The organism is Halomonas koreensis, from assembly GCF_031451675.1.
GTDB lineage: Bacteria > Pseudomonadota > Gammaproteobacteria > Pseudomonadales > Halomonadaceae > Halomonas > Halomonas koreensis.
In genome coordinates this window covers 91,981-117,644 of the sequence record NZ_JARWAK010000009.1, presented here as the reverse complement: position 1 = coordinate 117,644, position 25,664 = coordinate 91,981, and the positions used below count along the sequence as shown (strand labels likewise).

Annotated in this window: 22 protein-coding genes; 10 read left to right on the top strand and 12 right to left on the bottom strand. The window is 71.2% G+C overall.

Annotated features, from left to right (window positions below; genetic code table 11):
• Positions 1-208 precede the first annotated feature (208 nt).
• The 4 genes from QC818_RS11615 to QC818_RS11600 all read left to right on the top strand — a co-directional run bounded on the left by QC818_RS11615 (position 209) and on the right by QC818_RS11600 (position 6,344).
• Complete coding sequence (locus QC818_RS11615; protein WP_309653026.1) at positions 209-1,540, top strand: NAD(P)/FAD-dependent oxidoreductase; 1,332 nt, start codon at positions 209-211, stop codon at positions 1,538-1,540.
• Positions 1,537-4,059 (top strand): nitrite reductase large subunit NirB, encoded by a 2,523-nt coding sequence (nirB, locus tag QC818_RS11610; RefSeq protein WP_309653025.1) that lies wholly within the window; start codon positions 1,537-1,539, stop codon positions 4,057-4,059. Before QC818_RS11615 ends, nirB begins: the two co-directional genes overlap by 4 nt.
• Before the next feature lie 258 nt (positions 4,060-4,317).
• On the top strand, positions 4,318-4,692 hold the full coding sequence (gene nirD, locus QC818_RS11605; RefSeq protein ID WP_309653024.1) for a nitrite reductase small subunit NirD: 375 nt from the start codon (positions 4,318-4,320) through the stop codon (positions 4,690-4,692).
• A gap of 236 nt (positions 4,693-4,928) precedes the next feature.
• Positions 4,929-6,344, top strand: a complete 1,416-nt coding sequence (locus QC818_RS11600) for a PhoH family protein (protein WP_309653023.1) — start codon at positions 4,929-4,931, stop codon at positions 6,342-6,344.
• A 76-nt stretch (positions 6,345-6,420) separates the two neighbouring features.
• On the opposite strand, the gene QC818_RS11595 is transcribed toward QC818_RS11600, so the two are convergent.
• From QC818_RS11595 to QC818_RS11560, 8 genes are all read right to left on the bottom strand, one after another.
• Positions 6,421-6,639, bottom strand: coding sequence for a hypothetical protein (locus tag QC818_RS11595; protein ID WP_309653022.1), 219 nt, complete (start codon positions 6,637-6,639; stop codon positions 6,421-6,423).
• A gap of 63 nt (positions 6,640-6,702) precedes the next feature.
• Entirely contained in the window at positions 6,703-8,004 is a 1,302-nt protein-coding gene (locus QC818_RS11590; protein ID WP_309653021.1) for a sensor domain-containing diguanylate cyclase, read from the bottom strand.
• Positions 8,005-8,099: 95 nt separating this feature from the next.
• Positions 8,100-9,302 (bottom strand): tryptophan synthase subunit beta, encoded by a 1,203-nt coding sequence (gene trpB / locus QC818_RS11585; RefSeq protein ID WP_309653020.1) that lies wholly within the window; start codon positions 9,300-9,302, stop codon positions 8,100-8,102.
• An 86-nt stretch (positions 9,303-9,388) separates the two neighbouring features.
• A complete protein-coding gene (locus tag QC818_RS11580) occupies positions 9,389-10,321 on the bottom strand; it encodes a prenyltransferase (RefSeq protein ID WP_309653019.1) in 933 nt (310 codons plus the stop codon).
• A 12-nt stretch (positions 10,322-10,333) separates the two neighbouring features.
• Complete coding sequence (locus QC818_RS11575; RefSeq protein ID WP_309653018.1) at positions 10,334-11,002, bottom strand: alpha/beta hydrolase; 669 nt, start codon at positions 11,000-11,002, stop codon at positions 10,334-10,336.
• Positions 11,003-11,063: 61 nt separating this feature from the next.
• Positions 11,064-12,833 (bottom strand): SLC13 family permease, encoded by a 1,770-nt coding sequence (locus QC818_RS11570; protein WP_309653017.1) that lies wholly within the window; start codon positions 12,831-12,833, stop codon positions 11,064-11,066.
• A gap of 186 nt (positions 12,834-13,019) precedes the next feature.
• The gene (locus tag QC818_RS11565; RefSeq protein WP_183388258.1) at positions 13,020-13,226 is read right to left on the bottom strand and encodes a cold-shock protein; all 207 of its coding nucleotides are present in this window, start codon (positions 13,224-13,226) and stop codon (positions 13,020-13,022) included.
• A 202-nt stretch (positions 13,227-13,428) separates the two neighbouring features.
• The gene (locus QC818_RS11560; protein ID WP_309653016.1) at positions 13,429-15,081 is read right to left on the bottom strand and encodes a GMC family oxidoreductase; all 1,653 of its coding nucleotides are present in this window, start codon (positions 15,079-15,081) and stop codon (positions 13,429-13,431) included.
• 143 nt (positions 15,082-15,224) lie between these two features.
• Here QC818_RS11560 and QC818_RS11555 point away from each other — a divergent pair, with 143 nt between their 5' ends.
• Positions 15,225-16,865 (top strand): FMN-binding glutamate synthase family protein, encoded by a 1,641-nt coding sequence (locus tag QC818_RS11555; RefSeq protein WP_309653015.1) that lies wholly within the window; start codon positions 15,225-15,227, stop codon positions 16,863-16,865.
• 279 nt (positions 16,866-17,144) lie between these two features.
• A complete protein-coding gene (gene mntP, locus QC818_RS11550) occupies positions 17,145-17,723 on the top strand; it encodes a manganese efflux pump MntP (protein ID WP_309653014.1) in 579 nt (192 codons plus the stop codon).
• A 6-nt stretch (positions 17,724-17,729) separates the two neighbouring features.
• On the opposite strand, the gene QC818_RS11545 is transcribed toward mntP, so the two are convergent.
• Positions 17,730-18,650: a cation diffusion facilitator family transporter gene (locus QC818_RS11545; RefSeq protein WP_309653013.1), complete on the bottom strand. Its 921-nt coding sequence runs from the start codon at positions 18,648-18,650 to the stop codon at positions 17,730-17,732.
• 98 nt (positions 18,651-18,748) lie between these two features.
• Between QC818_RS11545 and QC818_RS11540 the strand changes: the two genes are divergently transcribed.
• Complete coding sequence (locus tag QC818_RS11540) at positions 18,749-19,255, top strand: HPP family protein (RefSeq protein ID WP_309653012.1); 507 nt, start codon at positions 18,749-18,751, stop codon at positions 19,253-19,255.
• A gap of 132 nt (positions 19,256-19,387) precedes the next feature.
• Complete coding sequence (locus QC818_RS11535; protein WP_309653011.1) at positions 19,388-21,328, top strand: metallophosphoesterase family protein; 1,941 nt, start codon at positions 19,388-19,390, stop codon at positions 21,326-21,328.
• Positions 21,329-21,335: 7 nt separating this feature from the next.
• On the opposite strand, the gene QC818_RS11530 is transcribed toward QC818_RS11535, so the two are convergent.
• The 3 genes from QC818_RS11530 to QC818_RS11520 all read right to left on the bottom strand — a co-directional run bounded on the left by QC818_RS11530 (position 21,336) and on the right by QC818_RS11520 (position 23,006).
• Complete coding sequence (locus QC818_RS11530) at positions 21,336-21,791, bottom strand: phosphatidylglycerophosphatase A family protein (protein ID WP_309653010.1); 456 nt, start codon at positions 21,789-21,791, stop codon at positions 21,336-21,338.
• A 27-nt stretch (positions 21,792-21,818) separates the two neighbouring features.
• Positions 21,819-22,385 carry an NnrU family protein gene (locus QC818_RS11525; RefSeq protein WP_309653009.1) on the bottom strand — a complete coding sequence of 189 codons (567 nt, stop codon included), beginning with the start codon at positions 22,383-22,385 and terminating at the stop codon, positions 21,819-21,821.
• A 180-nt stretch (positions 22,386-22,565) separates the two neighbouring features.
• Positions 22,566-23,006, bottom strand: a complete 441-nt coding sequence (locus tag QC818_RS11520; protein ID WP_309653008.1) for a YtoQ family protein — start codon at positions 23,004-23,006, stop codon at positions 22,566-22,568.
• A 180-nt stretch (positions 23,007-23,186) separates the two neighbouring features.
• Here QC818_RS11520 and QC818_RS11515 point away from each other — a divergent pair, with 180 nt between their 5' ends.
• Together QC818_RS11515 and QC818_RS11510 are read left to right on the top strand one after the other, a co-directional pair.
• Positions 23,187-23,795 carry a gamma-glutamylcyclotransferase gene (locus QC818_RS11515; protein WP_309653007.1) on the top strand — a complete coding sequence of 203 codons (609 nt, stop codon included), beginning with the start codon at positions 23,187-23,189 and terminating at the stop codon, positions 23,793-23,795.
• Positions 23,796-23,908: 113 nt separating this feature from the next.
• The gene (locus QC818_RS11510; RefSeq protein ID WP_309653006.1) at positions 23,909-25,648 is read left to right on the top strand and encodes an isocitrate/isopropylmalate family dehydrogenase; all 1,740 of its coding nucleotides are present in this window, start codon (positions 23,909-23,911) and stop codon (positions 25,646-25,648) included.
• The last annotated feature ends 16 nt before the right edge of the window (positions 25,649-25,664 follow it).

Sequence of the window (25,664 nt, the reverse complement as noted above, 5' to 3'; positions counted from 1 at the left end):
TCGCCTGCCCACCACCCCGCCACAAAGCCCTGTATTTAAAGGAGTTCACAGAAAACTGGCCCGATAATTGATTGGTACTGAGCGAACGAAGGGCCCCCGGCCCCGGCGGTCAACGGCGATCGCACATCGAATGCCAGACGAAGACGTCTCCATGCTCCCCACAGCCGGGGAGCGTCGAGGCGTCTTCCGCGTTTCAGGAGGGAATCCCATGTGCCCCGATGACTCCATACGGCCTCAGGCGGCGGCCTGCCCCATCGATCACCTGGTGATCGTCGGCAACGGCATGGCCGGCCAGCGTCTGGTCGAAGGCCTGGTCCGCCGCGACGGCGCCCCCCGCCGCATCACCCTGATCGGCGAGGAACCCTGCCCCGCCTACAACCGCATCCTGCTCTCGCCGCTGCTGGCCGGCGAGATGGAGCGCGAGGCGCTGACCCTGCGCGACGCCGACTGGTACGCCGCACACGGCGTCGAGCTGGTGCTCGGCGAGCGGGTCGAGGTCATCGACCGGCAGGCCCGGCGGGTGATCACCGATGCCGGCCGCGAACTCGGCTACGACCGCCTGGTGCTGGCCACCGGGTCGCGGCCGGCCATGCCGCCGATTCCCGGCCTCGAGCTCGATGGCGTTCATGCCTTCCGCGATCTCGATGACGCCGCGGCGCTGGTCGATTGCTCCCGGGCCCGTGGCGACGGGCGCGCGGTGGTGATCGGCGGCGGCCTGCTGGGCCTGGAGGCCGCCGAGGGCCTGCGCAAGCGCGGCATGAGGGTGAGCGTCGTCCAGCGTGACGCACGGCTGATGAACCGTCAGCTCGACGCCACCGCCGCCGGCCTGCTCGAGGACGAGCTCGCGAGCCGCGGGCTCGAGATCATCACCGGCGGCCGGCTCGATCGCCTGGAGGCCGACGACGACGGCCATGTGACCGGCGCCCGTCTGGCCGATGGCCGCTTGTTGCCCGCCGATTGCCTGGTGGTGGCCATCGGCATCGCACCCAATGCCGAGCTGGGCCGCACGGCCGGCCTCGAGGTCGACCGCGCGGTGGTCGTCGACGCCCACCTGACCAGTTCCGACCCGGCGATCCATGCCCTGGGCGAGTGCTGCCAGTTCGAGGGCAGCACCTATGGGCTGGTCGAGCCGATCTGGCGCCAGGTCGAGGTGCTCACCGCCCACCTGGCCGGCGAAAGCTCTGACGGCTACGTGGAGGCGCCCACCGCCACCAAGCTCAAGGTCAGCGGCGTGTCGCTGTATGCCTTCGGCTCCATCGAGGCCGACGACGACCACGAGGTGCTGACCTATCACGATCCGGATCACGGCGACTACCGGCGCCTGCTGCTGCGTGACGGCCGCCTCGAGGGCGCCGTGCTCTACGGCGACACCGCCGCCGGCCCCTGGTATTTCGAGCAGTCGCTGGCCGGCCGCGACCTGAGCGCCTGTCGCCAGGCGCTGCTGTTCGGTGCCAGCGACGCCACCCCGCTTCTCGACGATCCGACTTCCACGACGCCGAATCCAACCATGAAAAGCCCCCTGCAGGAGGAGGCCGCATGAACCAGCCCAGTCCCGAAAAACCGCAGCTGATCATCATCGGTAACGGCATGGTCGGCCACCATCTGGTCGAGCAATTCATCGAACGCGGCGCCACCGAGCGCTACCGCATCACGGTGTTCGGCGAGGAGCGGCATCGCGCCTACGACCGCGTCCACCTCTCCGAGTACTTCGCCGGCCGCGACGCCGAGTCGCTGGCCCTGTGCGACGCCGACTTCTACGCCGCGGGCGGCGTCGAGCTGCGCCTCGACGAGACGGTGACCGCCATCGACCGCGACAAGGCCGAGGTAGTCACCGCCCAGGGTCGCTACCCCTACGAGCGGCTGGTACTGGCCACCGGCTCCTATCCCTTCGTGCCGCCGATCCCCGGCCACGAGCGCGACAACTGCCTGGTCTACCGCACCCTGGACGACCTGGACGCCATCCGCGCGGCGGCCGAGAACGCCACCACCGGCGTGGTGGTCGGCGGCGGCCTGCTGGGGCTGGAGGCGGCCAACGCCCTGCGCGGCCTCGAGCTCGACACCGCCGTGGTCGAGTTCGCCCCGCGGCTGATGCCGATGCAGGTCGACGCCGAGGGCGGCGAGCTGCTGCGCGAGAAGATCGAGTCCCTGGGCGTGCAGGTGCTCACCGACCGCGCCACCCAGCACATCGAGGATGGCGAGGCCAGCTTCCATCGCATGGTGTTCCAGGACGACAAGGTGCTGGAGACCGACCTGATCGTGTTCTCCGCCGGCATCCGGCCCCGCGACGAGCTGGCCCGCGACTGCGCCCTGGAGATGGGCGAGCGCGGCGGCGTGGTGATCGACGACCGCTGCCTGACCAGCGACCCGGCGATCCTCGCCGTCGGCGAGGTGGCGCTGTGGAACGCCAGCATCTTCGGCCTGGTGGCCCCCGGCTACCAGATGGCCAAGGCCGCCGCCGACACCCTGCTGGGCGGAGAGCTGACCTTCGAGGGCGCCGACATGAGCACCAAGCTCAAGCTGCTGGGCGTCGACGTGGGCGCCATCGGCGATGCCCACGGCAACCAGAACCCCGGCGCGCGGACCTTCCGCTACCTGGATGAGATCAAGCAGGAGTACCGCAAGCTGGTGGTCTCCAGCGACGGCAAGAAGCTGCTCGGCGCCATGCTGGTGGGGGACAACGAGTACTACGACACCCTGATGCAGTACTACGCCAACGGCCTGGAGCTGCCCGAGGACCCGGCCTCGCTGATCCTGCCCTCCACCGAGGGCGCGCCGACGCTGGGTGCCGACGCCCTGCCCGACGGTGCCACCATCTGCTCGTGCCACAACGTCACCAAGGGCGCGATCTGCGAGACCCTCGATGCCGGCGCCACCGACCTGGGGGCCGTGAAGAGCTCCACCCGCGCCAGCACCGGCTGCGGCGGCTGTGCGGCGCTGCTCAAGAGCGTGGTCGACCACGAGCTCGAGGCCCGCGGCGTGGAGGTCGACCAGTCGATCTGCGAGCACTTCGCCCACACCCGCCAGGAGCTCTACGACATCGTCCGCGTCGAGGGCATCAAGACCTTCGGCGAGCTGATCGACCGCCACGGCCACGGCTCTCCACAGTCGCCAGGCTTGGGCTGCGATATCTGCAAGCCGGCGGTGGCCTCGATCCTGGCCTCCTGCTTCAACGAGCCGATCACCGACGCCGCGCACATCCCGCTGCAGGACACCAACGACACCTTCATGGCCAACATGCAGAAGAACGGCACCTACTCGGTGGTGCCGCGTGTCCCCGGCGGCGAGATCACCCCGGACAAGCTGGTGGTGCTCGGCCGGGTCGCCCAGCAGTACGGCCTCTACACCAAGGTCACCGGCGGCCAGCGCATCGACCTGTTCGGCGCCCGCCTCGAGGATCTGCCCGACATCTGGGGCGAGCTGATCGAGGCCGGCTTCGAGACCGGCCACGCCTACGGCAAGTCGCTGCGCACCGTGAAGTCCTGCGTGGGCAGCACCTGGTGCCGCTACGGCGTGCAGGACAGCGTGGGCATGGCGATCCGGCTCGAGCACCGCTACAAGGGCCTGCGCTCGCCGCACAAGCTCAAGTTCGCGGTCTCCGGCTGCACCCGCGAGTGCGCCGAGGCCCAGAGCAAGGACGTCGGCGTGATCGCCACCGAGCAGGGCTGGAACCTCTACGTGTGCGGCAACGGCGGCATGCGCCCGCGCCACGCCGAGCTGCTGGCCACCGACCTGGACGACGCGCAGCTGATCCAGGCCATCGATCGCTTCCTGATGTTCTACGTGCGCACCGCCGACCGGTTGCAGCGCACCTCGGTGTGGCGCGAGAACCTGGAGGGCGGCCTGGACTACCTCAGGGAGGTGGTGCTCGAGGACAGCCTGGGGATAGGCGACGAGCTCGAGTCGCAGATGCGCACCGTCATCGACGCTTACGAGTGCGAGTGGGCGGGCGCCATCAACGACCCGGAAAAGCTCAAGCGCTTCCGCAGCTTCGTCAACGACGCGCGTCCCGACCCGGACATCATCGTGACCGAGGAGCGCGGCCAGCTCCGGCCCGCCTGACCGGCCGTCTCGCTGCCGCTGGCGACCCTGTTGCCGTCATGGGGCCAGCCCGCGGCGAGGCCTGCCAACGAGGGGCGCCGGGGACAGGTCGAAGAGGAGGTCCTACGCCAAGGGAGGGGTTCACAGCGCCTCCTCGGTGGTCCGGCACCCCGGGACCTGTCGACGGATCAGCCCCGAGTGACCAGACCGGCGTCTATCGCTCTGCCAAAGGCGACGTTGCCAACTATTACGCTCCCTGAACGAACAAGGAACTTACCCATGACTCACGCAACCGCAACAGCCCCGACCCTGACTCCGACCTGGCAGCCCCTGTGCACCCGGAACGACCTGGTCCCCCACTCCGGCGTCGCCGCCTGGCTCGAGACCGCCGATGGCCCGGCCCAGGTGGCGCTCTTCTACCTGCCCGGCCAGGACACCGAGCTCTATGCCGTGGATCACCACGACCCCTTCGCCGACGCCAACGTCATCGCCCGCGGCATCGTCGGCGACCTGGACGGCGAGCCGGTGGTGGCCTCGCCGCTCTACAAGCAGCACTTCCGCCTCGCCGACGGCCGGTGCCTCGAGGACGAGAGGGTCCGCCTGCGCACCTGGGCAGTCCGCTTCGACGACGACCGGGTCATGATCCTGGCCTGAGCGACCGCCGGGTGGCGCTGGGCAAGCGTTGAATTGTGCAAAGCAGCGGGATTGGGCCATGCTGGAGACGAACGCCCCTTGTGACGGTCCCATGAAGAACGGAGGTGATCCCGACACTATCCCCAGCCCTGCACGTCGCGCCTGTCACGGAACTGACACCCCGCGCTGACAGTGTCGACATCGAGGCGTCATCTACTGTTGACGTCGATCCGGTGACTATCAGGAGAGCTGCGCCGATGGTACGCATCGACAAGAAGGCCACCCGGCTTTACGTGCTGGACACCAACGTCCTGATCCACGACCCCGCCGCCCTCTACCAGTTCGATGAGCACGAAGTGGTGATCCCCATGACCGTGCTCGAGGAGCTCGACAAGCACAAGAACGGCATCCGCGAGATCGCCCGCACCGCCCGGCAGGTCAGCCGGACCCTCTCGGACCTCACCGCCAACGTCGATCTCGACCAGATCCGCGACGGCATTCCCATCCCCCGCCTGTCGGGCCCCGAAGGCCGGCTGCGGCTGCTCTGCTACGACGACCTCGAGACCCCGGACCACCTGGAGGACAACCCCGACAATCGCCTGCTCACCGAGACCTGCCGGCTGCGCGACGAGCGCCCCGACGCCTCGGTGATCCTGGTCACCAAGGACATCAACCTGCGGGTCAAGGCCGCGGCGGTAGGCGTGCCGGTGGAGGACTACCTCACCGACCGCGCCTTCGACGACAGCGACGCCATGCTCGGCGGCGCCCGCATCTATCCGGACGCCGGCCACGACGGCAGCGGCCTGTGGGAAAGCCTCCGGGTCGAGGTGAAGGTCGACCGCGTGGACGGCGGCAAGGTCGTCTATCGCCTGGCCGGCGAGATCCCCGCCGACTGGCACCTGGGCATGCTGGTCTCCGACAGCGACGACGGCGCCAGCTTCGAGGCAGTGATCCGCGAACTCGGCCCACAGCATGCCGTCCTGGAACTGCTCACCAACTATCGCCACGGCGCCAGCGTCTGGGGCGTGCACGCCCACGACAGCCGGCAGAACTTCACCCTGAACCTGCTGATGGACGACGGCGTCGACCTGGTCACCATCGCCGGCAGCGCCGGCACCGGCAAGACCTTCATGACCCTGGCCGCTGCCTTCCAGCAGACCCTGGACGCCAAGCGCTTCGAACGGGTGGTGTTCACCCGGGCGCCGATCTCGATGAGCGAGGACATCGGCTACCTGCCCGGCACCGAGGAGGAGAAGATGTCGCCCTGGATGGGGGCCTTCCACGACAACATGGACAACCTGCTGCGCGACGAGCACGACGGCAGCACCAGCTGGGACCAGGAGGCCACGCGCCAACTGCTGGGCTCCCGGGTGCAGATCCGCGCCCCGGGCTTCATGCGCGGCCGGACCCTCAACGACACCTTCCTGATCATCGACGAGGCCCAGAACTTCACGCCCAAGCAGCTCAAGTCCCTGATCACCCGGGCCGGGCGCAACACCAAGATCGTCTGCCTCGGCAACGTGGGGCAGATCGATACCCCCTACCTCACCGCCAACACCTGCGGCATGGCGGCGGTGGTGCAACGCTTCCGTGACTGGCCCCATGCCGGCCATGTCACCCTCAAGAGCGTGGAGCGCTCGCGCCTGGCGCTGGCCGGCGAGGAGCTGCTCTGAGCCGTTACCGACGTTCCACCCTGAACGACGCGGGCCGGCGCCGAAGGGCGCCGGCCCGCCTGGTCGCGGCGACCGCTCAGGGGCCGCGGTTGACCGCGGCCTCGATAAGCGCCTCGCTGTCGCTGCCGGGCCCCTTCTGGAGCACCGTCTGGGCCTCGTGGTAGAGGCACACGAACCGCTGGCAGGAGGCACAGTGCACGCGATCGTCGGGGTTGCGGACCCGGGACACCCGCATCAGGTGACTGCCGCAGGCGGGACAGGCCACCGGCAGGCGAAAATCCTCGGACAGAGACATCGGTTCCTCCTCTTCGGGTATGCGTCGCCCCTATCCTGACCCAGAGCCCCCGCGAGAGGCCAGTCATTCCCCCGCCGCCGCCGGCCCGACCAGGCGATTGCGCCCCGACTGCTTGGCCCGGTAGAGCGCCCGGTCGGCGCGGGTCAGGCCCTCGTCGAGATCGCCCCCCGGCGGCACGAAGGCCAGCCCCAGGCTCACCGTGACATGCAGGGTCTCGCCGCCGAGCACGATCTCGGCATCGGCCACGGTGCGGCGCAGGCGCTCGAAGACCTGCCGGGCCTCCTCGGCATCGCCGTCGGCCAGCATGGCCGCGAACTCCTCGCCGCCGACCCGGGCGACCAGGTCATAGGGCCGCAGGCAGTCGCGACACAGGCGGGCGAACTCCTGCAGGGCGATATCCCCGGCCGCATGGCCATGGGCATCGTTCAACGCCTTGAAGTGATCCAGGTCGAGCATGGTCACCGCCACCGGCCGCCGGAAGCGGGCCGCATGGGCCAGCACCGCCCGTCCGCTGGCCATGAAGCCGCGGCGGTTGAGCAACCCGGTCAGGGTATCGGTGGTGATCAGCCGGCGGAGCCGCGCCTCGTCCCGCTTGCGCTCGGTGATGTCCTCCAGCCAGCCGTCCCAGACGGTCTCGCCCTCCGTGTCCCGCCACGCCCGCGCCCGGACCTCCAGCCAGCGCTCGCCGGCTCCCCAGCGAAACGCCTCGTGCCAGGGCGCGAGGGCCACCGCCGAGCGGGCCAGCGACGCGGACAGCGCCTCGCGATCGGCCTCGAAGGCCCCCGTCAGGAGGCGCCGCGGCGCGGCGACGAGGGCCTCCGCGTCCAGGTCGCAGAGCGCGGCAACCTCGCCGGCCAGGTGATCGAAGCGCAGCCGGCCCCGGGCGTCCTGTCGCAGCCGAAAGACCGCCCCGGGCAGCCGGCCCAGGCTGTCCTCCAGCACCCGCAGCCGGCGGGCGTCCTGACGGGCCGGCGCCACCAGGGGGTCGACGTCCTGCATCACCGCCAGCAGCCGCGGCCGGCCTCGCTCCGGGCGGGCCGGGCGAATCAGCACGTCCAGGTAGCGCCCGTGTCCCTCGGCATGCCGGCAGCGCACCAGGCCTCGCCAAGGGGTGCCGTGCGCGGCGACCCGGGCCAGGCCGCGGGCCAGCTCGCCGTCCAGGGGGGCCTCGTCGAGCACGGTGAGGCGACGCCCGACCACGGCCTCGGGGGCATGGCCGAGGCAGGCCGCCAGCCCCGGGGCCGCCTCGCGGATCACGCCGTCGGCATCCAGCCACAGGGCCGCGCCGGGAAAGTGCGCGAGCAGTTCGGCCGCGAGCGAGGCCTCGGGCTCGCCGCCACGGCGGCGGCCCGTCAACCAGGACAATCCCCGCATCCTTGGGGCTCCTTGCGATGAGAGGGCGACAGTCTCCCCCTACACCCTAGCCCATCGTCCGGGGATCGGCAGCGGCGCGGCGTCGCCTAGAGGCCCAGGTGCGCGGCGACGTAGTCGGCGTCCTTGTCGCCGCGCCCGGAGAGGTTGACCAGCAGGTGCCGGTCCGGCGACAGGGTCGGGGCGGTGCGCATGGCCCAGGCCACGGCGTGGGCGCTCTCCAGCGCCGGGATGATGCCTTCCACCCGGGACAGGGTCAGGAAGGCGTCCAGGCATTCGTCGTCGGTGGCGCTGACGTAGTCCACCCGTCCCTGCTCCTTGAGGTAGCTGTGCTGCGGGCCCACGCCGGGATAGTCGAGCCCCGAGGCGATGGAATGCACCGGCAGCGGCTGGCCGGCCTCGTCCTCGAGCACGTAGCAGGCCATGCCGTGGATCTCGCCTGGCCTGCCCAGGGTCAGGGTCGCCGAGTGGCGGGGCGTGTCCAGGCCCTCGCCGGCCGGCTCGACGCCGACCAGCTTGACCTCGGCGTCCTCGAGGAAGGCGGTGAACATGCCGATGGCATTCGACCCGCCGCCCACGCAGGCCGCCACCTGGTCGGGCAGGCGGCCATGCCGGGCCTGGAACTGTTCCCGGGCCTCGCGGCCGATGATCGACTGGAAGTCGCGAACCATCCTCGGGAAGGGATGCGGGCCCACCACCGAGCCGATGGCGTAGATATAGCGCCGGGGATCCTTGAGGTACTCCTCGAAGGCGCTGTCCACGGCGTCCTTGAGGGTCGCCGTGCCCCGGGTCACCGGCACCAGGTCGGCGCCGAGGATCTTCATCTTGGTGACGTTGGGATGCTCCTTCTCGATGTCCACCTGGCCCATGTGGATCTCGCAGGGGATGCCCACCAGGGCGCAGGCGGTGGCCAGCGCCACCCCGTGCTGGCCGGCCCCGGTCTCGGCGATCACCTTGGTCTTGCCCATGAACCTGGCGAGCAGCGCCTCGCCCAGGCAGTGGTTGATCTTGTGGGCGCCGGTGTGGTTCAGGTCCTCGCGCTTGAGGTGGATCTGGGCGCCACCCAAACGCTCGGAGAGGCGGCGGGCATGGAAGATCGGGCTCGGGCGGCCCACGTAGTCGGCGAACAGGTCGGCGAGCTCGCGCTGGAAGTCCTCCCGCTGGCGGATCTCGTCATAGGCGGCGGCGATCTCGTCCATCACCCGCTTGAGCTCGGGCGGGATGAGCTGGCCGCCGAAGCGGCCGAAGTAGCCGGCGTCATCGGGCAGGGGGGCGAAGGAAGACTGGGTCATGGGGCTGTCCTGGCTGGCAACGGATGAAGGGGCTGCCCCCATGATGTCGCCACCGCGGCGCCGCGTCGAGATAGACTTAGGCCGGACTACCCGGCCAGCCAGAGCCCCAGAGCCAGCAGCGCCAGGGTGCCGAGCAGCAGCATGACGTTGCGCGTCAGCAGCGCCACCAGCCGCGTCGCGTCGGGGGCGTCGGGCAGGCGCCACAGGCCGATGACCAGCCCGGCGAGGGCCGGCAGCGGCAGCCAGGCCAGCCCGCTCCAGGCCGGCAGGCCACCGGCGGCGATGCCCGCCGGCACCACCAGGTAGGCCGCCACCAGCAGGCCCGCGGCCAGCCGGGCGGCACGCCGCGGCCCCAGGACGATCGCCAGGTGGTGGCGTCCGACCCGGCGGTCGGCGTCGATGTCCGGCAGCTGATTGAGCAGCAGCAGGGCGCTGACCTGCAGGCCGGGCACTAGGGCGACCACCAGCGCCGTCCAGGACGGCTCGCCGATCAGCGCCTGGTGGCTGCCCGCCACCATCACCGGGCCGAAGCCGAGCCCCGGCGCCAGCAGGCAGAGCAGCGGGCGCCGCGTCAGCACCCCCGTGTAGGCCACCACCAGGACGATCCCCGGCAGGCCGTAGGCCAGCAGCGCCGGGCCCGAGCGCCACAGCGCCCAGGCGCCGATGGTCATCACCCCGGCCAGGCAGACCAGCCCCGCGCGACGCACCCAAGGCGCCGCCGCCGGATGCGCCGGCAGGGCCCCGCTGCCCCCGGAGACCGGCGTGCGCCGGGTGGTGGCGTCCAGGCCGCTGGCGTGATCGTGGTGCTCGTTGAGCAGGTTCACCGCGGCGTGGGCCAGCAGCGCGCCGGCCAGCACCGCCAGCGCCTCGCCGACGCCGAGCGCATGGCCCTCGAGGCGGGCGACGAGGATCGCCAGGAGCACGCACAGCGGCGCCAGCACCAGGAAGTTGGGGCGGGCGCAGCGCAGCACGGTCCGCCATGTCGCCCCCGGGGCGCGGGGCTCGCGAGCCGCCTCCATGCCCGGGCTCCGTCAGCTCGCCAGGCGCTCGGCCAGCCAGCGGCCGATGTCCGCCACCTGCTGGGGGCAGACCGCATGGGCCATGGGGTACTGGCGATAGCGCACCGGGTAGCCCAGGGCCTCGAGCCGGCCGCGGGCGGCCTGGCCCAGGGCCTCGGGCACCACGGGGTCGAGGTGGCCATGATGGATCTCGACGGGCAGGTCGCGATTGGCCTCGGCCGGCTCCAGGCTGTCGGCGGTGGCCAGGTAGGTGGACATGGCCAGCAGGCCGCCCAGCCGATGGGGAAAGGTCAACGCCGCCTCATAGGCCACGGCGCCGCCCTGGGAGAAGCCGGCAAGGATGATCCGCTCGGCGGGAATGCCCAGCTCGATCTGCTCGCGCACCAGGCCCTGGATGCGTTCCGCGGAGGCCTTGAGCTGCGCCTCGTCGACCCGGCGGTCGAGGCTCATCTCCTTGATGTCGTACCAGGCCGGCATGACCATGCCGCCGTTGATGGTCACCGGCAGGCGCGGCGCATGGGGCAGGATGAAGCGGACGGCGAGCGAGTCGGGCAGCCCCAGCGCCGGCACCAGCGGCTCGAAGTCGTGGCCGTCGGCGCCCAGGCCGTGAAGGATGAAGACGCAGGCGTCGGCCGGGCGGCCGTCGCCGGGCTCGATGATCAGCTCGTCGGGTGCGCTCATGGGGTCGTCTCCGCGGACAAAAGCGACACCCTAGCGCAAAGCGCCGCCCGCGGCGAGGGGATCAGAACGGCCAGACCAGCGGAATCAGCCCCAGCGCCACCCCGGCGGTCAGCAGGTTCAGGGGGGCGCCCACCCGCAGGTAGTCGCCCAGCCGGTAGCCGCCGGGCCCGTAGACCATCAGGTTGGTCTGGTAGCCGATGGGCGTCAGGAAGCTGGCCGAGGCGGCGAACATCACCGCCACCACGAAGGGCATGGGGCTGACGCCCAGGCTCTCGGCCCCGGCGATCACCACCGGGAAGGTGATCACCGCCGCGGCGTTGTTGGTCACCAGCTCGGTGAGCAGGGCCACCACCAGGTAGGTGCCGATCAGCAGCCACCAGGGGTTGCCATCGACCAGCCCCATGGCCATCCCGGCCAGGACGCCGGCCGCCCCGCTGGCCTCCAGGGCCGCCCCCAGGCCGAAGGAGGCGGCGATGGTCAGCAGCACCTGGGTGTCGAGGCCGCGCTTGGCGGCGCCGATGCTGCAGCAGCCGCTGAGCACCGAGGCCGCCGCGCCCAGCATGGCGGCGTTGAGCAGGCTGGTCAGGCCGGTGGAGGCCAGCAGCACCACGGCGGCGAGGATGCTCCAGGCCAGCCAGGCCCGCTCGTGGGCCGGCCGCGCCGAGCCGTTGACCTGGCTGATCAGCAGGAAGTCCCGGGACTGGCGGTGGCGCTCGATGAACGGCGGGCGGGCCTCGAGCAGCAGCACGTCGGCCGGCTGCAGGCGGATCTGGCCCAGGTTGCCGGCCACCCGCTCGCCGCCGCGGCACACCGCCAGCACCGCGGCCCCGTAGAGGGTACGGAAGTGGCCGTCGCGGATCCGCCGGCCGATGAACTGGCACTGGTCGGAGACCACCGCCTCCACCAGGCGGCGCTCCTTGAAGTCCTTCTGCAGGCTCGACTCGCCCGGATGCGAGGGCACCAGGCCGCGGATCTGCTGCAGTTCCACGGCGCCGGCGGAGGTGCCGGCGAAGACCAGCCGGTCGCCGCCCTTGAGCCGCTCGCCGGGCCCCACCACGCTGACCACGTTGCCATCGCGCTCGATCTCCACCAGGAACAGCTCCTGGAGGTGGCGCAGGCCGGCCTCCTCCACCGTCCGATCCACCAGGGGACCGGCGGGATCCACCTCCATCTCGATGGTGAATTCGCGGGGGTTCTCGAAGACCTCGGCGGCGCCCTGGCGCGGCGGCAGCAGGCGATGCCCGACCAGCAGCAGGTAGGCCACGCCGACCGCGGCCACGGGCACCCCGACCCAGGCGATGTCGAACAGCCCCATGGCCAGCGACGGGTAGCGCTCGATGAGCAGGCCGTGGACCACCAGGTTGGTGCTGGTACCGAGCAGGGTGATGGTGCCGCCGAGGATGGACGCGAAGCTCAGCGGCATCAGCAGGCGGTGCGCCGGCAGGTTGAGCCGTCGGCTCCAGCTGAGCACCGCGGGGATGAAGGTGGCGACCACCGGAGTGTTGTTGAGGAAGCCGCTGAGCGGCGCCACCGGCAGCACCAGCCGGGCCAGGGCCCGGCGCTCGCCCCGCGGGCGCCCCAGCACATAGCGGATGATCAGGTCGATGCCGCCGGTTTCGCGGATGCTGGCCACCAGCACGTACATGAAGGCCACGGTGAACAGCCCGCTGCTGGAGAAGCCGCCCAGGGCCTGCTCGGGCGCGACCACGCCCAGGCCGATCAGCAGGACCAGCGCGCCCATCAGCACCATGTCGGGGCCGATGCGGGTCAGGGCCATCAGCGGGAAGACGGCGGCGACGACGACGAGCGAGATCCAGGCGTCCGGCGACATGGGCATTCCAGGGAAAACGGAGAACCCGCCCATTGTGCCGCCCGCCACATATTCTAAAAAGTTATTTTTAGAAATTCATTTATACGAAAAAGAAATTTGCGGAGGCCACCCGAACGCAAGCGGGGCCCGCTTTCGCGGGCCCCGCCATGCCGCCCGAGGGCGGCGCATCAGGTCGACGCTCGACGCTTAGTCGATGACCTTGATGTTGGACGCCTGCAGGCCTTTCTTGCCCTGGGTGACGTCGAAGGAGACCTTCTGGCCGTCCTGCAGGGACTTGAAGCCGTCGGCCTGAATCTCGGAGAAGTGGGCGAACAGGTCGTCACCGTTGTCGTCCGGAGAGATGAAGCCGTAGCCCTTGGTGTCGTTGAACCACTTGACGGTACCGGTAGCCATTTTTCGAATTCCTCGAATAGCGTGATGTAGAGCCGGGAAATACCCGAGTTGCAGTGGGTATAACAAGAAACTTTCACCGGGCGACCGACGCTAACGAGCCTTCGATGACCACTTGCGATGTGCGACTTGCCAACCTACTGCAGGCAGCATGCGCCCATCGGGGGCGCAGGTCAAACACTATTTGCCGGGGATGACGATCCGGTTACCGTCGGCCGCACAGCCAGCCGGCGGCCTTCTCGGCGATCATCAGGGTCGGCGCATTGGTGTTGCCGCTGGTGATGGACGGCATCACCCCGGCGTCCACCACCCGCAGGCCGTCCACGCCGCGCACCCGCAGGCGGGCGTCGACCACCGCCATGGGGTCGTCGTCGCGCCCCATGGCGGTGGTCCCCACCGGATGGAAGATGGTGGTCCCGATGTCCCCGGCCGCCTCCGCCAGCGCCTCGTCGCTCTGGCAGGCGATGCCCGGCTTGATCTCCTCGGGGGCGTACCGGGCGAAGGCCGGCTGCTCGACGATGCGCCTCGTGACCCGCAGCGAGTCGGCGGCCACCCGGCGATCCGCCTCCGTGCTCAGGTAGTCCGGCGCGATGCGGGGCGCCGCCGCCGGATCCCGGGAGGCGATGCGCACCGTGCCGCGGCTGGTCGGGTTGAGGTTGCACACGCTCGCGGTGATCGCCGGGAAGTCGTGCAACGGCCGGCCGAAGGCCTCCAGGCTCAGCGGCTGGACATGATACTCGAGGTTGGGATGGGGCCGGCCGGGATCGCTGCGGGTGAAGGCCCCCAGCTGGGAAGGCGCCATGCTCATCGGCCCCGAGCGCCGCAGCAGGTACTCCAGGCCGATGCGCGCCTTGCCGGCCCAGGTGGCCGCCAGGGTGTTGAGCGTCTCGGCGCCGGCGACCCGGTAGACGGCGCGCAGTTGCAGGTGGTCCTGGAGGTTCTCCCCCACCCCCGGCAGCGCCTTGATCCGGGGGATGCCGTGCTCGGCGAGCAGGCCCTCGGGGCCGATCCCGGAGCACTGCAGCAGCTGCGGGGAGCCGATGGCGCCGGCGCAGAGGATCACCTCCCGGGCGGCGGCCGCCTCGACCACTCCGCCGCCGCCCTGGACATGCACCCCGGTGCAGCGCGGCCGCCCGCCCGGCCCGGCGGCGAAGGTCAGCCGCCGCACCTGGCTGGAATGCCAGAGGGTCAGGTTGTCGCGCTCCTCCGCCTCGCGCAGGAAGGCCTTGGCGGTGTTCCAGCGCCAGCCGCCGCGCTGGTTGACCTCGAAGTAGTCCACCCCCTCGTTGCAGCCCCGGTTGAAATCGTCGGTGCGCGGGATGCCCGCCTGGACGGCGGCCTCGGCGAAGTCGTCGAGCACCCGCCAGCCCAGGCGCTGGCGCTCCACCCGCCACTCGCCGCCGTGGCCGTGGAAGTCGCGATGGGCGCCGTCGGCGTCGCCGCCCGCGTCCAGCCGGTAGTGATCCTCGTGGCGCATGAAGTCCGGCAGGCAGCGCGCCCAGGACCAGGCGTCGTCGCCGGTCAGCTCGGCCCAGTGATCGTAGTCGCGAGCCTGGCCACGCATGTAGATCATGCCGTTGATGCTCGAGCAGCCCCCCAGGGTCCGCCCGCGGGGGTAGAGCAGCGAGCGGCCGTTGAGCCCGGCCGTCGCCTCGGTGCGGAAGCACCAGTCGGTGCGCGGGTTGTCGATGCAGTAGAGGTAGCCCACCGGGATGTGGATCCAGGGATGGCGATCGCGCCCGCCGGCCTCGACCAGCAGCACCCGGGTGCCCGGATCGGCGCTCAGGCGATTGGCCAGCAGGCAGCCGGCCGAGCCGGCGCCCACGATGATGTAATCGAAGGTCGCGACATCGCTCACGGAACAGCCTCCCTGTGGTTTCCGGCCTCCAGCGTCGCCCGGGGCGCCGGGGCTGTCACTGCTGCCTTGGTCGAGCCGGCCGGATTGACAGCGCCCCGGGGGCGGCATGCAATGAGGCCTTTGCCGCCGCAACGGAGTGCCCCATGCCGCGACTGCCCCGCCGCTTCCTGGTCTACGCCCTGACCCTGGCGGCCGCCCTGGCCTGCCTGATCGGCCTGCTGGCCGCCCCCGCCTGGGGCTGGGCCGCCGGCCTGCTGGCCTTCGGCGGCCTGGCCGCCCTGGGCACCCACGACCTGCGCCAGCGCCGCCACACGGTCAGCCGCAACTATCCGGTGACCGCCCACCTGCGCTACCTGCTGGAGTCCTTCGGCCCGGAGATCCGCCAGTACTTCATCCAGCGCGACACCGAGGAGGTCCCCTTCTCGCGGGAACAGCGCAGCCTGGTCTATCGGCGGGCCAAGGGCACCATCGACAAGCAGCCCTTCGGCTCGCTGCGCGACATGCAGGCGCCCGGCTACGAGTGGATGAACCCGTCCCTGGCCCCGGCGCCCCTGGACGGCGACGACTTCCGGATCACCGTCGGCGCCGATCGCCCGCAGCCCTATTCGACCAGCGTCTTCAACATCTCGGCGATGAGCTTCGGCGCCCTCTCGCCCCAGGCGATCAGCGCCCTCAACGACGGGGCACGGGCGGGCGGCTTCTACCATGACACCGGCGAGGGCGGCATCTCACGCTACCACCGCCGCGGCGGCGACCTGGTCTGGGAGATCGGCTCGGGCTACTTCGGCTGCCGCGATGCCGAGGGTCGCTTCGATCCCGGGCGCTTCGCCGAACAGGCCGCCGACGAGGCGGTGAAGATGATCGAGATCAAGCTCTCCCAGGGCGCCAAGCCGGGCCACGGCGGCATCCTCCCGGGCCCCAAGGTCACCGCCGAGATCGCCGCGGCCCGGGACGTCGCCGAGGGCCGCGACGTGATCTCCCCGGCCGCCCACAGCGCCTTCGCCACGCCCCGCGAGCTGATCGCCTTCGTCTGCCGGCTGCGCGCGCTGTCCGGCGGCAAGCCGGTGGGCATCAAGCTGGCCATCGGCCATCCCTGGGAATGGTTCGCCCTGGTCAAGGCGATGCGCGAGGAGGGCGAGCACCCCGACTTCGTGGTGGTGGACGGCGGCCAGGGCGGCACCGGCGCCGCGCCGCTGGAGTTCGTCAATCGCCTGGGCATGCCGCTGACCGACGCCCTGCTGCTGGTGCACAACACCCTGGTGGGCGCCGGGCTGCGCGAGCGCGTCCGCGTGGCCGCCGCCGGCAAGGTGATCAGCGCCTTCGATATCGCCCGCACCCTGGCCCTGGGCGCCGACTGGTGCAACGCGGCCCGCGGCTTCATGTTCTCGCTGGGCTGCATCCAGGCCCGCAGCTGCCACACCGACCGCTGCCCCAGCGGCGTGGCCACCCAGGATCCCGGCCGCGGCGGCCGCCTCGACGTGCCGCTCAAGGCCGAGCGGGTACGCCGCTACCAGGCCAGCACCCGGGCGGCGCTGGCCGAGATGCTCGCCGCCGCGGGCCTGCGCCACCCCGCCGAGCTGGGCCCCGAGCACATCATTCGCCGGGTAAGCCGCCACGAGGTCCGGAGCCTGGACGCCCTGTTCGACTTCCTCGCCCCGGAGGAACTGCTCGCCGGCGGCGCGGCCCACCACCCGGTGTTCCGCGACTACTGGGAGCTCGCCGACCCGGACAGCTGGGCGCCCCCGGCGAGCCTGCAGCGGCGCCGCGACAGCAAGCTGATCTGAGCGGATGCATCCGCCGCCGCGAGGTGATAGGCTGCGGCCATCATGGTCATGGGGCCCGCCTATCGCCCCGACCATCCAGCCCTCGTTGGGGAGTAGCCGGCTCGCGCCGCCCGCGCGAGAGCGCCTGTCAACATAGTCGGCCAGATGCCGTGGCAGGTGCGCCCCGAGCGCTCGACGCAAGCCGTCGCGCCGGGGTGGGCGAGACCATCGACGGCACGACGTCCCCAGGCCGGGCGCGTCGTGTCGTCGTGGTGGACCGCCCGGCCCGGAATATCGCCCATGACACCGCTATCCACGACCCTGCTGGCCTTTTCCATGTCCACCGACGCCTTCGCCGCCGCCATCGGCAAGGGCGCCGCCGTCGAGCACCCGCGCTTCCGCGAGGCCCTGCGCACCGGGTTGATCTTCGGCGTGGTGGAGGCCATCACCCCGCTGATCGGCTGGGGACTGGGCGTCGGCGCCTCCCACTACATCTCCGCCTGGGACCACTGGGTGGTCTTCGTCCTGCTGCTGCTGCTGGGCGGGCGCATGATCCTCGGCGGCCTGGCCACCCCGCAGGCGGATAGCGAGGCCCCGGCCGCCCGGCGGGGGCGCCACGCCTGGTGGCTGGTGGCCGCCACCGCGCTGATCACCAGCATCGATGCGCTCACCGTGGGCATCGGCCTGGCCTTCATGGACGTCAACATCCTGGCCACCGCCCTGGCCATCGGCCTCGCCACCACCCTGATGGCGACCCTGGGCGTGATGCTCGGCCACCGCCTGGGGGTGCTGATCGGCCAGCGCGCCGAGGTGCTCGGCGGGGTGGTGCTGATCGGCATCGGCACCGCCATCCTGATCGACCATCTGGGGCTCTGGTAGGCCGCCTCAGGCGTCGCGTTCCGCGCCGCCGGGCGGCGGGCCGAGATCGGCGCAACGCCCGCCGCGCTCGAGCTGGATGGTGGCATGCTCGACGGCGAAGCGCTCGCGCAGTTCCGCCTTGATCGCCACCAGCGTCGCCTCCCGGTCGGCCCCGTCCTCGATGGCGGCATGCAGCGACAACAGGTGGCGCCCCGGCGTCAGCGACCAGGCATGCACGTGGTGCACGTCGCGCACCGCCGCCAGCCGCTCGGGCAGCTCCCGCTCCAGGCGCGCCACGTCAAGCTCCGGGGGCGCCCCTTCCAGGAGGATATGCCCCGATTCCCGGGTCAGCTTCCAGGCTCCGCGCAGGATCAGCCCCGCCACCAGCAGCGACAGCAGCGGATCGATGGGCGTCCAGCCGGTGGCCAGGATCACCAGGGCGGCGGCGATCGCCGCCACCGAGCCCAGCAGGTCGCCGAGCACATGCAGAGCCGCCCCGCGCACGTTGAGGTTGTGGCGATCGCCCAGGTGCAGGATGGCGAACACCCCCAGGTTGATCACCAGGCCCAGGGCGGCGATGACCAGCATGGGCATGCCCGCCACCGTCACCGGCGAGAACAGCCGCCGTACGGCCTCCACGGCGATCCACCCCGTGATGGCGAACAGCGTCAGGCCGTTGACGAAGGCGGCGAGGATCTGCACCCGGTGATAGCCGTAGGTCCGGCGCCGATCCGCCGGGCGCCGGCTGAGCCGGGCGGCGAACCAGGCCAGGGCCAGCGCCGCGGTGTCGGTGAGCATATGGCCGGCGTCGGCCAGCAGGGCCAGCGAGCCCGAGAGGATGCCCCCGACCACCTCGGCGATCATGAAGGTCCCGGTAAGGGCGATGGCCCATCCCAGGCGACGCTGGCTGTCCCCCGCCGAAGCGCCATGAGCGTGATGATGTGCCATGGGGCGTCTCCCTCCCGTGACCGGCTTCCAGCCTAGCACGCCACGAACGTGGAAATATTTTGCGAACCTGCCGGGGCTTGGCAGAATCTCCAGACCCTATGCGCGGGCGCCCCTATCGCCCCACCGCGCCGGACTGGCGCGACGCCGCCTGGTCCTGGCTGGGGGCCTTCTTCGGCATGAGCGCCGTGACCTGGCTGAACACCCACTGGCTGTCCCAGCAACTGCTGATCGTCGGCTCCTTCGGCGCCACCTCGGTGCTGATCTATGCCGCCCCCGAGAGCCCCTTCGCCCAGCCCCGCAACGTGCTGGTCGGCAGCGTGCTGTCGGCGCTGGTGGGCGTGGCCTGGTTCCAGTTCGTCGGCGCCACGGCCCTCGGCGTGGCGCTGGCGGTGTCGCTGGCGGTGCTGGTCATGCAGCTCACCCATACCGTGCATCCCCCCGGCGCGGCGGCGGCCCTGATCGCGGTCATCGGCGGCCCGGAGATCCACGCCCTCGGCTGGGCCTTCCCGCTGATGCCGGTGGGGCTGGGCTGCGCGGTGATGCTGGTGGTCGCCATCCTGGTCAACAACCTGGCCCACCACCGCCGCTATCCGCGCCACTGGTAGCCGCTGCGGGGCGCGGCGCCCCGCGCCAACGCCCGACGACTCCCGGAGCCCCCGCCATCTCGGCTACCATGGCGGCAGGCGAGCGCGAGGCTCGCCGTTTCGCCGGCCGACCCCAGGGAGCAGCTCTCGACAATGACGTCCCCCGACACCGCCCACGCCCCCCTCCCCGACGTGATCGCCGGGCCCCTGCTACGCCGCCTGGCCCCGGACCGCCTGTGCCTGTGGCTGGTCGGCTCGCGGGCCCTGGACGGCAAGCTGCTGCTGCACCCCGAGGGGCAGGCCCCGCGCCGCCTGAGCCTGAACGAGCGGCGGATGCGACGCCTGCCGCTGGGCCGCCACGCCGTGCTGCACCTGATCGACGTGCCCCTGGAGACCCCGCTGCCCACCGGCGTGCGCATCGACTACGACCTGCGCCTGGCCACCGCAGACGGCCAGGCCGGCATCGCCGACTGGGCGCCCCACCTGCTGCACGAGGGCGCCAAACGGCCGGCCTTCGTGCTCGCCGAGGGCCACCGCCGCCTGCTTCACGGCTCCTGCCGCCGCCCGCATCACGACGGCCCCGACGGCCTGGCACGCGCCGATGCCTGGCTGGCCGAGCGCCGCGATGACGCCGCGGCCTGGCCGGCCTGGCTGCTGATGACCGGGGACCAGATCTACGCCGACGACGTGGCCGGCCCGCTGCTGGCGACCATCCACGCCCTGATCCGCCGGCTGGGGCTGTTCGACGAGCCCCTGGAGGGCGCCAACGTCGCCGACAGCCGGGCGCTCTACGCCGCCGAGGCCACCTACTACCACCGCGAGGCGCTGCTGCCCGACGTGACCAGCAGCGCCGACCTGCGCGAGCGCTTCTTCGGCGGCGTGCGCAAGCCGGTGTTCACCTCGGCGCACGCCCACAACCACCTGATGACCTTCGCCGAGGTCATGGCCATGTACCTGCTGGTGTGGTCGCCGGTGCCCTGGCGGCTGGTGGAGACGCCGGCCCCCGCCCTGCCCGACGCCGACGCGGCGAACTATGCGGCGGAGGCGGCGGTCATCGAGCGCTTCGCCGCCGAACTGCCCGCCGCCGCCCGGCTGCTGGCCCACCTGCCGTCGCTGATGATCTTCGACGACCACGACATCACCGACGACTGGAACCTCACCGCCGACTGGGAGGCCACCGCCTACGGCCATCCCTTCTCGCGGCGCATCATCGGCAACGCCCTGCTCGGCTACCTGCTCTGCCAGGGCTGGGGCAACGACCCGGACCGGCTGGCCGCGCCCCTGGACGACCTGGGCGCCTTGCTCGAGGCGGCCGCCGAGGCCGACGGCTGGCTGCCCGCCGAGACCCACGACGCCTGCATCGACCGGCTGCTGCGCTTCGAGGGTTGGGAATTCCAGGTCCCAGGGCCGCCCCGGCTGGTGGTGCTCGACACCCGCACCCGGCGCTGGCGCAGCGAGCGCAGCCCGCGCCGCCCCTCGGGGCTGATGGACTGGGAGGCGCTGTCGGACTTCCAGCAGGCGCTGCTGGACGCGCCCTCGGCGATCATCGTCTCGCCGGCGCCGATGTTCGGGGTCAAGCTGATCGAGGCGATCCAGAAGCTGTTCACCCTGGCCGGCAAGCCGCTGCTGGTCGACGCCGAGAACTGGATGGCCCACCGCGGCGCGGCCAGCGTGATGCTCAACATCTTCCGCCACTCGCGCACCCCCGGCCACTACGTGATCCTCTCCGGCGACGTCCACTACTCCTTCGCCTACGACATCCGCATCCGTCACCGCCGCGCCGGCCCGCGGCTGTGGCAGATCACCTCCAGCGGCCTCAAGAACGCCTTCCCCGACACCCTGCTGGACTGGTTCGACCGCGCCAACCGCTGGCTCTACGCGCCGCGCTCGCCGCTCAACTGGTTCACCAAGCGCCGGCGAATGCACATCCGCCCGCGGGATCCGGACCGGGCCCGGGCCGGCGAGCGGCTATGGAACGGCAGCGGCATCGGGCTGGTGGAGCTCGACGACCAGGGCCGCCCCAGCGCGATCCGCCAGCTCGACGCCCGGGGCTTCGAGGTGACCTTCCCGCCGCCGCCGGCCGACGGGCGCTGAACCCGACTCAGGCGCCGCGCCGGCGGCGCCACAGCGCCAGGCCGCCGGCCACCAGCGCCCAGGCATAGAGCGCGGCCACCGCATCGTCGAGCACGATGCCCACCCCGCCGGCGACGGCCTCCACCTGGGCCACCGGCGGCGGCTTGGTGGCGTCCAGCACCCGGTAGGCGACGAAGGCCCCGGCCATCGCCAGGGGCTGGCGCGCCGCCGCCTGGCCGAGCACCGTCAGCGGCAAGGCGACGATCTCGTCGGCGACGATGCGCCCGTCGTCCTTGCCGCCCAGGGTGTCCGAGGCCAGCTGGCACAGCGGCATGGCCGCCACCAGCAGGATCGCGACCAGCCCGAGCTGCCAACGGCGCGAGCGTCCCAGCAGCCACCAGGCCAGCGGCACGCCGAGCAGCGATCCGACGGTGCCGGAGGCCAGCGGCGAGAGCCCCAGGCCGAACCCGGTGGCCGGCCACATCCATAGCGCCTCCATGTCGCCGCGCCCTCACATCACCGGCACACCGATCAACGGCGCATGCAGCCAGAAGGCGAAGGCCGCGTAGGCGAGCACGCCGATGACCAGGGTGGCGAGGGTGGCGCCCGGGGTCGGGGCGGCCGGGGCGGGCGCGGGGCGACGCCGGGCGGCGCGGAAGTCGAGGATCGCCCAGGCCAGGAAGGCGCCGAAGAAGACGACGTCGCCGAGCCGGCCGTTGGCCAGCAGGTGCGAGAAGGCCCACAGCTTCACGCCCAGGATCATCGGGTGCCCCAGGCGGGCCTTGAGATGGTTGCGGGGGACATAGGCCGCCACCACCAGGACGAAGGCCGGGATCATCAGCAGCGCCACCAGGTGGCGCAGGGCCACCGGCGGCACCCAGAGCTGGACGGGCGAGAGGCGCATCTGGCCGAAGCCCCAGATCGCCAGCGCCAGGCCGATCAGCGAGGCCAGGCCGTAGAGGGCCTTCCAGCGCCACTCGCCCCATTGGGCGATGCGCGCGCTGCGCCAGTCGTCGGCGACGATGCGCACGGAATGCACACCGAGGAAGATCACAAGGCCGAGCATCATCACGGTCATGGCGGGGAAGCTCCTCGAATCAGAGAGTTGTCGGACTCGAGTGAGCTTAGCAGTCATCCATGTCGCTAATATAGCGCGCCTTTCGCCGCGACCGATCGCAGCCGATGGACGCGCGGGGCGGGGGCTCGCGACGATCGCTCGAGCCCGGCGGGGCCGGCGGACACCGGCCCCGGCGCAGGATCAGGCGCGCAGCACGTAGCGCAGGATCTCCACCACCTGGGCCGGGGTGGTCGCCCAGGCCATGGCGGCGGCGTCGACCTCCTTGAGCGGGTGGACGATCTCCTCGCCGTGCAGGGTCACGTAGGGCTTGCCCAGGGCCGCGCAGTAGCCGGCATCGAAGGCGGCGTTCCACTGCTTGTACTTGTCGCCGAAGCGCACCACCACCAGGTCGCTCTGCTCGATCAGGGTCTTGGTGCGGATGCCGTTGACCTTGGACGACTTGTGGTCGCGCCAGAAGCCCTCGCAGGCCGGGCCGAGGTGGTCGCCGGCGGCATCGCTGGCGTCATGGTCGGTGACCGGGGCGGTGAAGACGACGTCCAGGCCGGCGGCCTCGGCGCCGCGCTGGATCTCCTCGCGCCAGTCGGTATGGATCTCGCCGGACAGGTAGACGGTAAAGCTCATGGTTTCTCCTCGGGGCCGCTGCACGGCCGCATTGACGTTCGAGCCGCCCATCTTACGCCATCGTTTTTTGTACACAAACACGAGTCCAAATGTACCCACTTGAGACCCGCGGTCGACAGCCCAGTCGCCCGCCCCCATCATGGGCGGCCGATCGCCCATCACCCCCGGAGCCGCCTGCCCATGGTCCTGGACACCACCGCCCTCAACGCACGGCGCCACTGCCCCGACGACGAACAGGCCATCTGGCTGTTCGGCTACGGCTCGCTGATCTGGAAGGCGGGCTTCCCCTACCTGGCGCGCCGCCCGGCGCACATCCGCGGCTGGACACGACGCTTCTGGCAAGGCTCCCACGATCACCGCGGCACCCCCGAGGCGCCGGGGCGGGTGGCCACCCTGGTCGCCGAGGCGGACGCCGTCTGCCACGGCATGGCCTATCGCATCGCCCCCGAGACCCTGGCCCCCCTGGACGTGCGCGAGAAGAACGGTTACCTGCGCGAGGTCACGACCCTGTTCTTCGAGGACGGCGCGACCGCCCGGGGACTGACCTACATCGCCACCGAAGACAACGCCGCCTTCCTGGGCGGGGCCGCCCCCGCCGCCATGGCCCGCCAGATCGCCGAGGCCCACGGCCCCAGCGGCCCCAACCGGGACTACCTGCTCAACCTCGAGGCCGCGCTGGCCGAGCTCGGCGTCCGGGAGGCCCATGTCAGCGACCTGGCCCGGCGTGTGCGGGCCCATGCGCCCGCCACGGACGACGCCATTCCGTGTAAAATGAGCGACATGTCCTGACGGACTCGCTGCCGGGCGCCCGCCCGGGCACGCCGTCGACGCCGCCACGCCCGACGCGGCGATCCCGCGACACGGCGACGCGTCGCATACCACTAGCGCAAACGGGAAGAGTGATGAGCAACAAGATCCAGGTGACATCCCCTCTGGTCATCCTGCACGGCGACGAGATGGCCCAGGTCGCGTTCGAGAAGATCCTCGACAAGTTCGTGACCTCGCGGCTGGCCATCGACCTGGTCGAGATCGACCTGACCGCGGAGAATCGCCTGATCACCAACGGCCAGGCGGTGCTCGATGCCATCGAGGCGCTCAACCGCCACGGCGTGGGCATCAAGAACGCCGGCATGACGGTCAACCGCGAGCAGCGCGACGCCCTGCTGGCCAAGCACCCGGAGCTGGATCCCGCCGCCCTGCACCCGCTGGCCACCAAGTCGCCCAACGGGGCGATCCGCAAGGGCATCGGCGGCAACATCACCCGCGAGGACATCGAGTTCCGCAACCTGCAGGTCGAACGGCCCGACTGGATCGGCCGCGACATCGAGGTCGAGACCATGGAGCACGGCGGCTCCAAGGACAGCGCCAACGCCCTGTCCGACGCCACCGGCGTGGTCAAGCTGATGTTCGTCGGCGCCAGCGGCGACCCGGTGGAGCTGCACCGCCGCGAGGTCAACAAGGGCGACCCCTGGCTGCTGGCCACCAACGACCTGGAAGACGTCAAGGCCTGGGCCCACCGCTTCTTCCAGCGCGCCATCGACGAGAAGCGCGACATCTATCTGGGCCTCAAGGACACCGTGATCGCCGGCTACGACGGCGTGATGCGCGCCGCCATCGAGGACATCTACCGCGAGCACTATCAGGCCAAGGCCGAGGCGCTGGGCCTGGCCTACCACTACGAGCTGATCGACGCCCAGGCCGCGCGACTCGTCGCCAACCCGCCCGAGCGGGCGCTGTGGGGCGTGCCCGACAACAATACCGGCCGCAAGCTCTACAAGCTGGTGGAACAGCTCAAGCGCTACGGCATCCCCGCGCGCAAGGCCCAGGTTTCCATCTCGCGCATGAGCGCCGGCGGCGGCGACCAGTACGGCAGCTTCAACGCCCCCGCCGAGGAGGACGGCATCCTCAAGGTGATCGTCGACGGCGAGGAGAAGCACGCCCGCCGGGTCCGGAAGGGCGATCCCATCCTGCTGATGTCCAACGACCGCGCCGCCATCAAGGACTGGGTGCTGCAGGTCTTCCGCGACGCCTCGCGCAAGGACAAGGAGGTCTACTTCGGCCTCAAGCGCGAGTACATGGAATACGACGAGGTGTTCAGCGACGTCATCACCGAGGCCCGCCGCGAGCTGGCCAAGGCCGACACCCCGCCGCCGTCGTTCATGATCATGCGACCCTCCAGCCAGCTGATCAAGATGATCACCGACCCGCCCCGCAACGCCCTCTACCCGGCGCAGAACCTGGACGGCGACATCTTCTCCGACATCTCCGCGGCCCTCGGCGGCAGCCTGGCCACCGCCAGCTCGATCATCGAGAGCAAGAACGGCACCATGCTGTTCGAGGCGCCCCACGGCACCGCCCACGACCTCTACCTCAAGTACCTGGAGAGCGACGGCCGCGAGGCGCACTTCAACTCCTCGGCGCTGATCTACGCGGTGGGCAACGCCCTGGAGACCCTGGCCGAGCGCGAGGACAACGCGGCGCTGGCCGACTACGCCGTGCGCCTCAAGGCGGCGCTGATCGACACCATCGGCGACGGCATCGTCACCGGCGACCTCAAGGGCAAGACCACCGACCCGGCCGGCGAGACGGTGGTCGACATGCACGGTTTCCTGGAGGCCGTGGAGGCCCGCGTCACGGCGTGACCCTCGGGAGACGGCC